This window comes from Bacteroides galacturonicus (assembly GCF_003096855.1).
GTDB lineage: Bacteria > Bacillota > Clostridia > Lachnospirales > Lachnospiraceae > Lachnospira > Lachnospira rogosae.
Map to the genome: position 1 here is coordinate 352,135 of NZ_QEOA01000005.1, position 13,542 is coordinate 365,676.

The window sequence follows — 13,542 nt, forward strand, 5'->3', positions numbered from 1 at the left end:
CCATTATAATGGCATTAATTACTTCTGAAGTTTAAATGAGCTTTTCAATGAAACTATTCTATTGAACACCAATACATTCCCCTTTGAATCCTTGTTGTCAACGCAGAAATATCCATTTCTTACAAACTGGAATCTGTCCTCTGGCCTGGCATTAGCAAGCTCTGGCTCTAATACACAGTTCTTAAGAATTGTAAGTGAATTAGGATTAATGTTCATAGAACCATCTTCATTGTATACACCCTTTTCTTCGTCTACAATATTATCATACAATCTTACCTCAGCATTTATTCCCCTTGATGCTGATACCCAGTGTATAGTTCCTTTAACTTTTCTTCCAGCAAAATTGCCGCCCTTTGTCTCTGGATCGTAAGTACAATGAATACAATTAATATTGCCATTCTCGTCTTTATCAACGCCTGTGCATGTTACATAATAAGCATTCATAAGTCTTACTTCATTGCCTGGGAACATTCTGAAATACTTCTTTGGAGGTTCTTCCATAAAATCTTCCCTTTCAATGTATAATTCTTTAGTAAATGGTACTTTTCTTGTTCCCATTTCTGGATTTTCCTGATTATTGGCAACGTCCATATATTCAACCTGATCTTCTGGATAGTTGTCAATAACAAGTTTAACAGGATCAAGAATAGCCATCATTCTCTTAACCTTAAGCTTTAAGTCTTCTCTTATGCAGTATTCAAGCATAGGATATTCAACTGAACCCTGTGCCTTAGTAACACCTACAAGGTCCACGAACATCTTTATAGATTCTGGTGTAAAACCTCTTCTTCTTAAAGCAGCTATAGATACAAGCCTTGGGTCGTCCCAGCCGTCTACAACACCATCTTCTACAAGCTTCTTAATATATCTTTTACCTGTTACTACATTAGTAAGATATAACTTGGCAAACTCAATCTGCTTAGGATTTTCCTCTGGTGATGTCTTATATCCTGTCTCAATAATAACCCAGTCATATAATGGTCTGTGGTCTTCAAACTCAAGTGTACAGATAGAGTGTGTTATTCCCTCAACAGCATCCTCAATAGGATGTGCAAAGTCATACATAGGATATATGCACCACTCATCACCTGTTCTGTGGTGTGTCATATGAGCAACCCTGTATATAATAGGATCTCTCATATTGATATTAGGAGAAGCCATATCAATCTTAGCTCTTAATACTTTCTCTCCGTCTGCATACTTACCTTCCTTCATCTCTTCAAAAAGCTTGAGATTTTCCTCTACAGAACGCTCTCTGTAAGGACTTTCCTTGCCCGGCTCTGTAAGTGTTCCTCTATACTGTCTTATCTCCTCTGCTGAAAGGTCATCTACATAAGCCTTTCCCTTCTTGATAAGTCTGATAGCAGCTTCATACATCTGTGGAAAATAATTAGATGCAAAAAGAACATCTCCATTCCATTTAGCACCAAGCCATTCAACATCCTTCTTAATAGAGTCTACGAACTCAACCTTTTCCTTTGTTGGGTTAGTATCATCAAATCTCATATTAAACTGACCATTATATTCCTTGGCAAGTCCATAATTAAGTAATATTGATTTGGCATGTCCTATATGAAGATATCCATTAGGTTCTGGTGGGAATCTTGTGACTACCTTCTGGCAATGTCCCTCCTCAATATCCTTATCAATAATCTGTTCAATAAAATTCTTTGAAACAGTCTCGTTATCCATTAGTAAGTTCCTCCTAAACAGTTCCTGCTTAATCAATCCATATTAAATTAATAATACAGCAATTATATAATAAATTCAAGAAATAGCTGATTTATATTCATTATCTTGCTTTAATAAGCATATCCTTTAACTCATCAACGCTGAATTTGTAGTGGCTGTTACAGAAATGGCAGTTTACCTCTATTGGTTCGCCCTCATCTATCATCTTCTGAAGCTCCTCTTTACCAACACTTATTACAGCCGCACTTACTCTTTCCTTAGAGCAGTTGCAGTAGAATTCTGTAGGAACTGTATCAAGTATCTGTAAATCCATATCTCCTAATATATGCTCTAATATATCCTCTGGTGTCATGCCCTCATCAAGCATATTAGTAACCGACTTAATCTCTTTAATTCTCTTTTCAAGCTTATCTATAAACTCATCTGTTGCATTAGGCATAAGCTGTATAATAAATCCGCCAGCTTCCCTTACTGTGTTGTCCTTATTCATAAGAACACCAAGTCCTACTGATGATGGAACCTGCTCACTTGTTGCAAAATAGTATGTCAGGTCATCAGCTATCTCACTTGTTATCAGAATAGTATCTCCAACATAAGGCTCTCTTAAGCCAATATCCTTAATTACACTTAAAACACCGATACCAACTGCACCGGCTATATCCATATGTCCATTCTTTAATGGAAGCATAACCTCCGGATTGGCAACAAAGCCCTTTACATGTCCATTAGGCTCTGCTGTTACTGTCATCGCACCAATTGGTCCATTTCCCTTAATCTGGACAGTAAGTATATCTGAATCATTCTTCATCATTATTCCCATCATAGCTGCACCCGTAAGAAGTCTTCCAAGTGCCACAGTTGCTATAGGGCTTGTATTATGATCTTTTCTTGCTGTTTCAACAACACCTCTTGTAGTAGCCGCAAATGCTCTTACCTGTCCATTAGCGGCTGTTGCTCTTACTATATAGTCTTTCATAACATTCCTCTTTCCTGTGCATATTTCAGTGCACGATTCACTATCTGCGTATTACATAACTCATTATTACTTTTGTTATATAATACTTTATTGCTTATATGCGTGCATAATGGCACGCAGCTATTTTTCTATTATATAATACAGCCTTTCGGAATTATCATCAGGTGCATTATGTGAAAATGCATCATATACATTCCTGATTTTAAGTCCCGCTTTTTTTACAGCATCAGCTACTTCTCCCAAAGTAAAACCATGCTGGTAGTGTTCTTCCTCAAATCTGTCAAATGTTCCATCTTCATTTCTTACGAATACGGCAAGCTCATACTCATTGTTAGAGCTTTCCTCATCATAATAATTGTCCCATATAAACGCTGAATCTTCCCTATTCTCAGCATATGTATTATCAGCTAATATATCCTTAAAAAAATGTATTGTCTTTAAATCAAATATAAATACTCCTCCCTGTTTCAGGCCTTTCTTTACACATTTAAACACATCACACAAATCATCATTAGCTGTTATATAATTCATTGAGTCACCAATACTTATAAATGCATCTGTCTCATATGGAACTTCGAAATCCCTCATATCCTGACAACTGTATATTATCTGCTGTCCGCTGTCATATGTCTTGTCACTTGCTATAGAAAGCATATCCTCAGATAAATCTACTCCTATGCAGTTATACCCCTCTTTATCCAACATTCTTGTCACTGTGCCTGTACCACAGCCAAGGTCTATAACTGTATTATCTTTGTCTATACCATTCTCTTTTAATAATTCTACTAAATACTCTTCCCATTCGTCATATGGTATATTGTCCATATACTCATCATAGACATAGGCAAATCCTGTATATGCTTCCATATTATCTCCAATTCGCATAAATTCAAAAGACCTGCGGGTAGTCTTAAGACTACCTGCAGGTTAACCGACAAACTGTTTATTACCAATTAAGCGTTCTTTCCACAGCACTGTTTGTACTTCTTACCGCTTCCGCAAGGACATGGATCATTACGTCCAATCTTCTTGCCCTTAACGATAGTTCCTGATAACTTCTGCTTCTTGTATAAATCTTTTCTTGTAGCTTCATCAAGAAGGTTATCCCACTGTGGAAGCTCATATAACCAATCTGCCTTACAAGCAACCATATTGTAGTAAAGTTTTTCTTTGTCATAATCAAGACTTACTTCTGTATCCTCTTCCATTGTCTCAATTGGATTAGGAGTTTTAAGACTGTCATTGATTCCATCAAGAAATCCTGTCATAAGAAGCACTTCCACTCCATACTTATCAGCAAGTTCTTTAACAGTTCCTTTAACTACTGTATCCGGATCTGCAAGAATCTGCTCATATATAGCCTTTTCCTGTGTAAAATAGCTTCCCCAGAATTCGTTAGCTGTCTTATTATCCATCTCTGTCTGGTAAGCAAGATTTCTCCATGTATCTAATAATGCCATTATATTTAACCTCTCTTTTAAGTAAACTGATTATATACAGAAGCTGAAACATAGCTGTAGCTGCCATCAGAGCCATAAAGGTTCTGTGTCTGTAACTTAGCTAATGTAGTAGCCGAACTACTGTATATAGATGCTGCACTGTTAGCAACAGACTGTCCAAATGAGCCTGCACCAGCAAATGCCGACTTAGCAACTGACATATCCGCTGCCATAAATGTGTCTTTGTCAATAACGAGCTTGTTATTGCTGTCAACGCTTATTCCAAGTTCCTTTAATACCTTGGAATTAGCTTTGGTTGTATTAACCATATTAGATGCTGTTCTTAATACACTTGTATCAGAAGAGTCACCTGTCGCATCAATCATAGAATTATAATCTTTGACAAATGCTGATACAGCCTTATAGATTGCATCTGCGTCATACTTATTCTCTGTTGTTCCATCTTCATTAGTAACAGACTTCTTCTGCCATAAAGATGTCTTTCTTAAATCAGTTGCATCATTAACAACTGCCTTTGAAGCATCCTTAGTCTTAGTCGCATTAATCTTCTGTGATGAAATTGTTGTTGCACTGCTGTTATCTGTCTTAGATGAACTGCTGTTTGATGAAACAGGATTCTTAGCATAATAAGACTTTAATAACTGCTTGTAAGCACCTGTCTTAATTGAATTGTAAGTACTAAGATCAAGACTTCCAATTCCAAAGCTGTTGTTACTGCTGCTTGAATTAAGACCAGAAAACAATGTTGAAATTGAACTGGAAGTATAAGCTGAAATTGTTGCCATAACCATTCCTCCTTGTCTGCTGACTTCGGCCTCCGTGCCTTACATACATACTAACTTCAATTAACTTATTAATGACTATCCTTAAACGTACCACGCTCTAAGAACAGCCATATATTATGTTAATTACTCAGAAAGACGCTGAATCATATCCCACATAGCTTCTGCTGAATTAAAATTCTCAGGTACAATATCAACAGGAGTAATATTGATATCAAATGTGTCATTTAATTCACCTACAATTGATACAATATCAAAAGAATCTAAAATTCCATCATCTACGAGTGTATCGCATGTTTCGTAATCCACATCTGAATTAACCTCTGTCAAAATATCCAATAACTGATCCATTATAAAAAACCTAGCCTTTCTTAATAAAAATATCGTCATGAATAGTTAAATTGTTAACTTCCACCATCTAAAATAATTCCATTATAATATAAGGCAGCTACAATTAAGCACTCTGCCCTCACTAAAAACAGGAATCCTATCAGATACAAAATATAACATATGTATATATTAAGTCAAGCATATTTTATATAAATTATTATCATATATTGTATAAGCTGCAATATCCCATACAGATTATTTCGTATCAGCCATATTTAATCCAGTAAATTTAACTCAATAAATTCTGTCTTGAATTAATTCTGTCTGAACATATTACATCTCTGTACACTTCCACGCTTCCGTCTTTATTGCAGGCTGTTATAACAGGCATCTTCCTGCTTAAGAAAAGATATATACCCTCTGTTATTGAATATGCTCCGATATTGTAAAATATTATCTTGTCATTACATTCCGGTGTGCCAATTGGAAGATTCTTAACAATGAGATCTGCAACTGTACAGAGTGAACCGCATATTGTCCATTTCTCATCATCTGTTCCGTTAAGCTTTGACATTACATTTCTATCCTTAACTACTGTTCCATCTGCTTTTACATATGAATATGCCGGTATCTTCATAGCCATAGCCTGTCCATAATAATTAACATGGTTAATGCCGCCATCAACTATTACATACTGCTGTCCCTTGTTCTTCTTAATATCGGCAATTCCTGTTACATATATACCACACTCAGCTACAAGATATCTGCCCATTTCAAGTGTTATGCTGTACTTTGCCTTGTAATTTTCAAGTAAAGCTGCAAGCTCCTTTAACATATCATACTTATTATCATATGCCGCATCGCCAAAATATGATACCTGAAGTCCCGGACCATACTCTAATTCTTCTGCTTTAAAGCCATAATCTGCATAAAGGCTGTCGCAAAGTCCGTCAAGCCACTCTATTTCTGACTTTATAATATCGAACTTTTTCTTCTGTGTACCTGTATAACACTGTACACCACGAATATTAAGTTCTGGATATTTCTCCCTGTTCTTAACAATATCCTTAATATCTTCCTCATCAAGTCCGAACTGGTTGCCGCTTGTTACTCTTAAAAGCACATCTATTGTAACTTCAGCTTCCCTTGCACATTCTGATAAAAGGCTATACTGTTCCTTTGACTCTACTGTATAAACACCAACTCCGCCGCAATCATTTAAAACGTGGCATATATCAGCTTTCTCCTTATTAACACCGGATAATACAATATCTTTCATATTGACCTTCTCTCGCTCGCATATTGCAAATTCTCCCGGTGAACACACCTCATACTTAGTATTAAGATGTTTAAATGCATCTACAAAAAATGGATTAGCTTTCATAGCATAGCAGAGTGTAACCCCTTCTCCTAATATAGCCTTTATCTCATTAATTCTATTTTCAAGTGCTTCTTTATCTAATATATACAATGGTGTTGAATGTTGGTCCGCTATCTCAATAATTTTTTCTGTACTAAGCATTATATTCCTCCATTAAAGCTTTTCTGTCTATCTTTCCATTTTTAGTAAGAGGCATTGACTTTACGTTAATCATAACCTCCGGAATCATAAATTTAGGAAGTTTGGATAAAAGATAATGAGTGAGTGACTTATTATCCTGCTCCCCCTCATAAAAAGCGTATATCTTATTCTCCTCCTGCTGGTATATACAGCAGGCTCTCTGTATGTTATCCATTGAATTAATAGCCATATCAAGCTCTCCTAATTCAATTCTGTGTCCATTGTGCTTTATCTGGAAGTCCTTTCTTGACGAGAAACACATTTCCTTATTATCATTATAATATCCCAAATCACCAGTTCTATATATAATTTCATTATAACTGCCATTAAGTGGGTTCTGGACAAATGCACTGTCTGTCTTTTCTTTATTGTTAAAGTAACCCATTGTAACCGCTGTTCCTGATACACATATCTCGCCTGTCTTATCAGCTTCACTATTCTTAATAAGTTTATCATTCTCATCTAATAAGAATACTCTCTCATTAGGAAATGCCTTGCCCATTGGAAGGACATCATCAATGGCAAATTCCCTGTCTATAATATAATATGTGCAATTGCAGGTAATCTCTGTAGGACCATATACGTTGGCAAATAACGCATCCTTATAATATTCTCTCCATATATTAAGGTGCTTTATAGGCATTACCTCACCTGAGAATATAACTTTATTAATTGCCTTTGGCACTTTATAATCAAAGCCCTTAAGTGTAGTTATTATACATAACGCTGATACAGCCCATATAAGAGTTGTAACATTGTTATCATCAAGGTAGTCTAAGAGCCTTGTCGGGAATGAGAACATACTCTTTGGTATAATCTGGAGTGTTGCTCCGCATTTTAAGCTTGAATATATATCCTTAACTGATACATCAAAGTCAAATGGTGCCTGATTACCAATTACATCCTTGTCTGTTATTCCAAATATATCTGTAAAACATTCTATAAAATCTATAACCGAACGGTGGTTTACAACAACTCCCTTAGGTACTCCTGTAGAACCTGATGTAAATATTGCATATAATGGATCTATATCAAGAGCATTTGCCTTAATATCCGAAAGCTTCTTTCTGTCCTCATCTGTAACCTGTGCTTCAAGCAGGTCTTCAATGTATACAATATTGCCTGTAAACTCAAGCTTTGCAGCCTTCTTCTCATTCTTTCTGTTAGTAACAATAATATCCGCCTGAAGAGTATCAAGTATGCTGTGAATTCTCTCTGCCGGATGTGCTGGCTCTAAAAGCACATAAAAATTGCCTGTCATTACTACACCCATAAATGCCGCAAGTGCAACACAGCTTTTATCCATATATATAGGAACTGCCCTTCTTGTTCCTGTGTACTTAAGAAGTGCAACAGCTATTGTTGTCGCATTATCTACAAGTTCTGTATATGTCATTGATGATACATTATCAGCCACTGCCGTCTTTAATGGAAACTTTTCTTTAGATGTATACAAATAATCCAATACATTCTTTGTCATAATCACTACCTCTGTTAATACCTTTCTCTCACATCTATGAGCCGCCTGATAATCACAGCACTCATATAATTATATTTCTTTATACATAACTATATATAGTTAATAATTATATCCCTTTTATATATAATAAAAATATGATAACATTTCTATATTATTAAATCCATTAGAAATGAGGATAATTTATGAAAAAATTCAAAAAAGCCGCCGCACTTATAATAGTTATAGCGTGGGGCATATTACTGCTTACAACCTTAATCACAGCATTTATTGATAATGAAACAGCACATACTTTATTCAAAGGTCTTATCTTTACAGATATTGTTCTTCCCATCGTAGCCTACGCTATGATGCTTATGTACAAATATCTGTCCGCACGAAACCATTAATTATATATAACCAATCTATTTAACGCAAATTTGCCGTATCTGATAATCTTAATGACTACAGATACGGCATTATTGTTATTATTAATTATTTGCTGTATGAGCTTACTCTGTGAATAATCTCGTGTCTTCCTGGTCCATTCGATACCATTGTTATAGGTGCTTCTATCTCTTTCTCGATAACTTCTACATAATCACGGCATTCCTTTGGAAGATCTTCGTAATTCTTAATTCCTCTTATATCGCATTTCCAGCCTGGAAGTGTCTTTAATACTGGCTTAGCCTTCTCAAGCTCTGAAGTAGTTGGGAAGTCCTTAGTAACCTTTCCATCTATCTCATAGCCTACACACATAGGAATTTCATCAAGATATCCAAGCACATCAACTACTGTAAGAGCAACTTCTGTTGTTCCCTGCATACGCACACCATAACGTGTAGCAACTGCATCGAACCAGCCCATTCTTCTTGGACGTCCTGTTGTAGCACCGAACTCGCCGCCGTCACCACCGCGCTTTCTTAACTCGTCAGCTTCCTCTCCGAATATCTCACTTACAAATGCACCAGCACCTACTGCTGATGAGTATGCCTTAACAACTGTTACAACATCTGTAATTGAAGCTGCTGGAATACCAGCACCAATAGCACCATAAGGAGCAAGTGTTGATGAAGATGTAACCATTGGATATATTCCGTGGTCTGGGTCTTTAAGTGAACCTAACTGACCTTCAAGAAGAATCTTCTTGCCTTCCTTAAGTGCCTGATGAAGATAAGCTGATGTATCACATACATATGGCTTAACCATCTCTTTGTATTCCATAAGTGTATTAAATATATCTTCTTCATTAAGAAGTGGCTGATGATAAAGATGTTCAAGCATTACATTCTTTAATGTACATACATTGGCAATCTTCTCTTTAAGGGTATTCTCATCTCCAAATAATTCACTTACCTGAAAACCAATCTTAGCATATTTATCTGAATAGAATGGAGCAATTCCTGACTTAGTTGAACCAAATGACTTACCTGCAAGTCTGGCTTCTTCATATGTATCAAAATCTATATGATATGGCATCATAATCTGTGCTCTGTCTGATACAAGAATCTTAGGCATTGGAACATTCCTGTCTGTAAGACTTTTAAGTTCCTTTACAAGGTATGGAATATTTAATGCAACACCATTACCGATTACACTTGTAATATGATTATAAAATACTCCTGATGGCAGGAGATGTAATGCAAACTTACCATAATCATTGATGATTGTATGTCCAGCGTTACTTCCTCCCTGGAATCTTACAACGATATCAGATTCTTCGGCAAGCATATCTGTAATCTTACCTTTACCTTCATCTCCCCAGTTCGCACCAACAATAGCTTTTACCATAGCTTCCTCCATTCTGCTAGTTCCTAATATAGCATATAACATTAGTGGCCTGTAAACAGAAAACCACAACTGATATAATAACACAAGTTGGCAGTTTCAATCAATGGGTTTATGAAAGAAGTTTACAAAAGTAGTTTAATTATTCTGAAAAACAAGCAAGTTCATTATAATAATATGTTCTTGAACTTCATATGTATTCTGCATATCAAATTATAATTAGTCACACCATAAATTAGAATGATTGCTGTTTTACGATTGAGCTTTAAGGCATTTTTATATATAATTATCATAATTGTAGGCGTTTGCGAAACTCGGTTATATAGACGGCTGCATAGTGAAAAATTAACAAATCATAAGAAGACATTTTGGAGCCGCCGGCACTTAGCGACTGTATTGTAGTCACTTAGTACCGTTGCGAGCGACAAGTAGCAAAAGCGTGTCTTTGTTGATTTTGTTGATTTTTCACATATTTACAAGTGTAATACTGAGTTTCACAATTACCTATTATCATAATTGTATACGGAGGTGGCTAATGCGTAATCGTAATAACAAATATTTTTCTCCATCTTCATTTGAACAAATTCTTAACAATGGTGAAATTGAAGAATTGCTTCATATTCTTGCTGTAACTGGACAGACCTCATATTTAAGATTGCCAATCAACAACTGCGAGAAAACTGTATCACGAACGGACTACACGCTTAATAAAGACTGTCTTAACGTGCTCAGTGCGTGGTGTGCATTATATGATGACAATCGGATATAAAACCACCAAGGAACTACATATATTAAGAAATTAGCATTAATTATTAATAAAAGAAAAGGATTTTATATATGGCAGGTAACAATAAAGCCGCTAAGAACAAAAAGAACAAAAAAAATAACAAGAAACGAAAAAATATATTAACAACCTTTATACTTCTTATATCTATTACTGCCCTGTGTCTGGTTATTGGCATATATTACCGTGATAACCACAAACAAAAGGAGGACGACAACACTGTTGTGTTAAATGTTGACAGCACACTTGAAACTCTTTCTGTTGACCCTGAAAGAATTAAATCAGCAATACTTGAACACACTACAAGAGCTGCAGAGAATTACGAATATCCTAATTCTTTCAGCCTTGATATTCCTTTTGTGAGCCAGTATCCTGAACTTCCAACAGGCTGTGAGATAACATCATTGACAGAGGTGCTTAATTATCTTGGCTATGGCATTGATAAAGAAACTCTTGCAAGAAATTATCTTGATATGCGTGACACTGTAACGCAAGGGTGTTTCGTTGAATATTTCTGGGGTTCTCCGTGGAAGACAACAGGCAGCGGCTGTTTCGCTCCTGCTATTGCTAATGCCGCCAACTCATTTTTAAAGAGCCAGAATTCGTCTTATTCAGCATACATAATGAGTTACTCACCGGTTGAGGATCTGTTTACCGAATTGTCACTTGGACATCCTGTTATTGTATGGACAAGCTATAATTATAATGACCCCGATGTTAAGTATAATGATGTAACACTTGATGATGGGACTGTATTTACATGGCCTCGCAATGAGCATTGTGCAGCACTTTCCGGATATGATATTGACAGAGGGGTCGTGACATTGGCTGACCCGACTTATGGGATTGTGGAGAGGTCAATGGAGGAATTTGTTACTTATTATCAGAAGTATTATTATCAGGCGGTGGTGGTTAGGTGATTTTACTTAATTTGACTGTCTGCGTGCGGCTTAAAGCATATACTTGATTTAGATATTCAAACAGCCAATTCTTCGCATTGTCTGGCGCGGCGCTCTGCGCCTTTGAGAACCAAAAAAGATTTTCCACCGATGTATGCAAGCATATCCCGGTGGAAAATTTTTTTGGTTCTCTTGACACTGGACAAGCTGGGCTAGAATGTCAGCCTGTTGTCTGTTGTTATTTAGTACAATACCACCGTTGCGTAATTCACGTATGTGAATTATGTGACGGTGGTATTGTACTCGTTACTCGCGCAAGCTATTGAGGGGAATTGGACCCCCGACCTCTTCATTACCAATGAAGTGCTCTGCCACTGAGCTACAATAGCATAACTGCTGTATTTTACAGCAATTTTATTTATATCATTTTTGTAATGATTAATCAAGTATATTTATAGCTAATCTACAATTATTTTTATCTTGTTTCTTGAACGCTGTATTGCGTTGTCTATTGATTTGGGTGTCTTGCCTAGCTGGTCGGCTATTTTTATATAGTCGTTGCCTTCCATAAGGAGTGTTACTACCTGTTTCTCGAACGGGCTCAATGACTCGAAGGCTTTTTCTTCCAGATTGTCTGTTACTTCCCTGTCAATGTATAGTGCTTCTGGATTTTGTTCACTGTCGTGTACTAATGTATCCACAAGCTTCATATCTGACTCATCGTCTGATTTGTTCGCTGGCGTATCAAATGATACATAGGAATTAAGAGGGGTATTTTTCTTGGCATTAGAAGCTTTTACTGCATTCATAAGCTGTCCGTTAATACATAGTGAGGCAAATGTAGCAAACGAAGCTGCCTTTAGCTCATCATATGTTGTGACTGCCTTATAAAGTCCTATCATTCCCTCCTGTATAAGGTCGTCTTTATCCCCGCCGACTATATACATAGCATTCGCTTTTTTTCTAACAAGATTCTTATATCTTTCCATAATCTCGTCCACAGCTCTTGCATCTCCGTCACGATACATACTTACAAGTTCTTCATCTTTGTACAACTCATAATGCTTCATACCATTCTCTGCCTTACTATTTCAAACGCCATAACTCCTGCCGCAACCGAAGCATTAAGAGAGTCTATATCTCCCTTCATAGGAATTGAGGCAACAAAATCACATTTCTCTTTTACAAGACGGCTTACGCCATTGCCTTCATTGCCTATAACAAGGCCTATCGGTCCTTTTAAATCAAGGTTATACATAGTTTCGCCGCCCATATCTGCACATACGAACCACAAGCCCTCTTTCTTTAATGCCTCAATAGTGTTAGCTATATTAGTAACCTTGGCTACTGGTGTATAATTAATTGCACCTGCTGATGTCTTGGCTACTGTCGCTGTAAGCCCTACAGCTCTTCTCTTAGGGATAATAACACCATGTGCTCCTGCAAGATTAGCTGTTCTTATTATTGCACCAAGATTATGTGGATCTTCAATCTCATCAAGAACAAATATAAATGGTGCTTCGCCCTTGCTTCTTGCAGCTTCTAATATATCTTCAACTTCTGCATATTCGTAAGCTGCACCTATTGCAACAACGCCCTGATGGTGTCCTGTATTGGCAAGTCTGTCAAGTCTTTCCTTGTCCACATAGTTAATTATTGTTGAAGTCTTCTTAGCTTCTCTTACAATACTCTTTATAGGACCGTCCTGACAACCATCAAGAATAAACAGCTTATCAATTGTCTTTCCAGAACGAAATGCCTCAATGACTGCATTACGCCCCTCAAATGTTAATTCCTTATATCTCATATTTATG

The 13,542-nt window shown here is 36.5% G+C and carries 14 protein-coding genes and 1 tRNA gene; 3 read left to right on the forward strand and 12 right to left on the reverse strand.

What is annotated here, in order from left to right:
• Positions 1-18: 18 nt before the first annotated feature.
• The 8 genes from C7390_RS08505 to C7390_RS08540 form a co-directional block, all read right to left on the reverse strand.
• Complete coding sequence (locus C7390_RS08505) at positions 19-1,692, reverse strand: glutamine--tRNA ligase/YqeY domain fusion protein (RefSeq protein WP_116443994.1); 1,674 nt, start codon at positions 1,690-1,692, stop codon at positions 19-21.
• 100 nt (positions 1,693-1,792) lie between these two features.
• A complete protein-coding gene (gene hslO / locus C7390_RS08510; RefSeq protein ID WP_022501491.1) occupies positions 1,793-2,668 on the reverse strand; it encodes an Hsp33 family molecular chaperone HslO in 876 nt (291 codons plus the stop codon).
• A gap of 120 nt (positions 2,669-2,788) precedes the next feature.
• Positions 2,789-3,535: a class I SAM-dependent DNA methyltransferase gene (locus C7390_RS08515; RefSeq protein ID WP_022501492.1), complete on the reverse strand. Its 747-nt coding sequence runs from the start codon at positions 3,533-3,535 to the stop codon at positions 2,789-2,791.
• 86 nt (positions 3,536-3,621) lie between these two features.
• Positions 3,622-4,128, reverse strand: coding sequence for an SEC-C metal-binding domain-containing protein (locus tag C7390_RS08520; RefSeq protein WP_022501493.1), 507 nt, complete (start codon positions 4,126-4,128; stop codon positions 3,622-3,624).
• A 17-nt stretch (positions 4,129-4,145) separates the two neighbouring features.
• Complete coding sequence (locus C7390_RS08525) at positions 4,146-4,913, reverse strand: hypothetical protein (RefSeq protein WP_022501494.1); 768 nt, start codon at positions 4,911-4,913, stop codon at positions 4,146-4,148.
• Positions 4,914-5,036: 123 nt separating this feature from the next.
• Positions 5,037-5,261: a phosphopantetheine-binding protein gene (locus tag C7390_RS08530; RefSeq protein ID WP_022501495.1), complete on the reverse strand. Its 225-nt coding sequence runs from the start codon at positions 5,259-5,261 to the stop codon at positions 5,037-5,039.
• Positions 5,262-5,529: 268 nt separating this feature from the next.
• Positions 5,530-6,762, reverse strand: coding sequence for an alanine racemase (locus C7390_RS08535; RefSeq protein WP_116443995.1), 1,233 nt, complete (start codon positions 6,760-6,762; stop codon positions 5,530-5,532).
• Positions 6,755-8,281 carry an amino acid adenylation domain-containing protein gene (locus C7390_RS08540; protein ID WP_116443996.1) on the reverse strand — a complete coding sequence of 509 codons (1,527 nt, stop codon included), beginning with the start codon at positions 8,279-8,281 and terminating at the stop codon, positions 6,755-6,757. The genes C7390_RS08535 and C7390_RS08540 overlap by 8 nt, the downstream gene beginning before the upstream one ends.
• Before the next feature lie 182 nt (positions 8,282-8,463).
• Between C7390_RS08540 and C7390_RS08545 the strand changes: the two genes are divergently transcribed.
• Complete coding sequence (locus C7390_RS08545; RefSeq protein WP_116443997.1) at positions 8,464-8,667, forward strand: hypothetical protein; 204 nt, start codon at positions 8,464-8,466, stop codon at positions 8,665-8,667.
• Between the two features lie 85 nt (positions 8,668-8,752).
• Here C7390_RS08545 and C7390_RS08550 read toward each other — a convergent pair whose 3' ends face one another.
• Positions 8,753-10,048, reverse strand: a complete 1,296-nt coding sequence (locus tag C7390_RS08550; protein ID WP_116444030.1) for an adenylosuccinate synthase — start codon at positions 10,046-10,048, stop codon at positions 8,753-8,755.
• Positions 10,049-10,580: 532 nt separating this feature from the next.
• Here C7390_RS08550 and C7390_RS08555 point away from each other — a divergent pair.
• Complete coding sequence (locus C7390_RS08555) at positions 10,581-10,814, forward strand: hypothetical protein (protein ID WP_116443998.1); 234 nt, start codon at positions 10,581-10,583, stop codon at positions 10,812-10,814.
• Between the two features lie 68 nt (positions 10,815-10,882).
• The gene (locus C7390_RS08560) at positions 10,883-11,749 is read left to right on the forward strand and encodes a C39 family peptidase (RefSeq protein ID WP_022502764.1); all 867 of its coding nucleotides are present in this window, start codon (positions 10,883-10,885) and stop codon (positions 11,747-11,749) included.
• 296 nt (positions 11,750-12,045) lie between these two features.
• Here the strand turns inward: C7390_RS08560 and C7390_RS08565 are convergent.
• The 3 genes from C7390_RS08565 to rlmB form a co-directional block, all read right to left on the reverse strand.
• Positions 12,046-12,117 (reverse strand) — tRNA-Thr (locus C7390_RS08565).
• A 69-nt stretch (positions 12,118-12,186) separates the two neighbouring features.
• On the reverse strand, positions 12,187-12,798 hold the full coding sequence (locus C7390_RS08570) for a sigma-70 family RNA polymerase sigma factor (protein ID WP_022502765.1): 612 nt from the start codon (positions 12,796-12,798) through the stop codon (positions 12,187-12,189).
• Positions 12,795-13,535, reverse strand: a complete 741-nt coding sequence (gene rlmB, locus C7390_RS08575) for a 23S rRNA (guanosine(2251)-2'-O)-methyltransferase RlmB (RefSeq protein WP_022502766.1) — start codon at positions 13,533-13,535, stop codon at positions 12,795-12,797. Before rlmB ends, C7390_RS08570 begins: the two co-directional genes overlap by 4 nt.
• Positions 13,536-13,542 lie beyond the last annotated feature (7 nt).

Coding starts and splice junctions, on each gene's coding strand:
- C7390_RS08525 (WP_022501494.1), bottom strand. CDS start 4,913: ATGGCAACAATTTCAGCTTATACTTCCAGTTCAATTTCAACATTGTTT.
- C7390_RS08570 (WP_022502765.1), bottom strand. CDS start 12,798: ATGAAGCATTATGAGTTGTACAAAGATGAAGAACTTGTAAGTATGTAT.
- C7390_RS08515 (WP_022501492.1), bottom strand. CDS start 3,535: ATGGAAGCATATACAGGATTTGCCTATGTCTATGATGAGTATATGGAC.
- C7390_RS08520 (WP_022501493.1), bottom strand. CDS start 4,128: ATGGCATTATTAGATACATGGAGAAATCTTGCTTACCAGACAGAGATG.
- C7390_RS08550 (WP_116444030.1), bottom strand. CDS start 10,048: ATGGTAAAAGCTATTGTTGGTGCGAACTGGGGAGATGAAGGTAAAGGT.
- C7390_RS08505 (WP_116443994.1), bottom strand. CDS start 1,692: ATGGATAACGAGACTGTTTCAAAGAATTTTATTGAACAGATTATTGAT.
- C7390_RS08560 (WP_022502764.1), top strand. CDS start 10,883: ATGGCAGGTAACAATAAAGCCGCTAAGAACAAAAAGAACAAAAAAAAT.
- C7390_RS08540 (WP_116443996.1), bottom strand. CDS start 8,281: ATGACAAAGAATGTATTGGATTATTTGTATACATCTAAAGAAAAGTTT.
- hslO (WP_022501491.1), bottom strand. CDS start 2,668: ATGAAAGACTATATAGTAAGAGCAACAGCCGCTAATGGACAGGTAAGA.
- C7390_RS08530 (WP_022501495.1), bottom strand. CDS start 5,261: ATGGATCAGTTATTGGATATTTTGACAGAGGTTAATTCAGATGTGGAT.
- rlmB (WP_022502766.1), bottom strand. CDS start 13,535: ATGAGATATAAGGAATTAACATTTGAGGGGCGTAATGCAGTCATTGAG.
- C7390_RS08535 (WP_116443995.1), bottom strand. CDS start 6,762: ATGCTTAGTACAGAAAAAATTATTGAGATAGCGGACCAACATTCAACA.
- C7390_RS08545 (WP_116443997.1), top strand. CDS start 8,464: ATGAAAAAATTCAAAAAAGCCGCCGCACTTATAATAGTTATAGCGTGG.
- C7390_RS08555 (WP_116443998.1), top strand. CDS start 10,581: ATGCGTAATCGTAATAACAAATATTTTTCTCCATCTTCATTTGAACAA.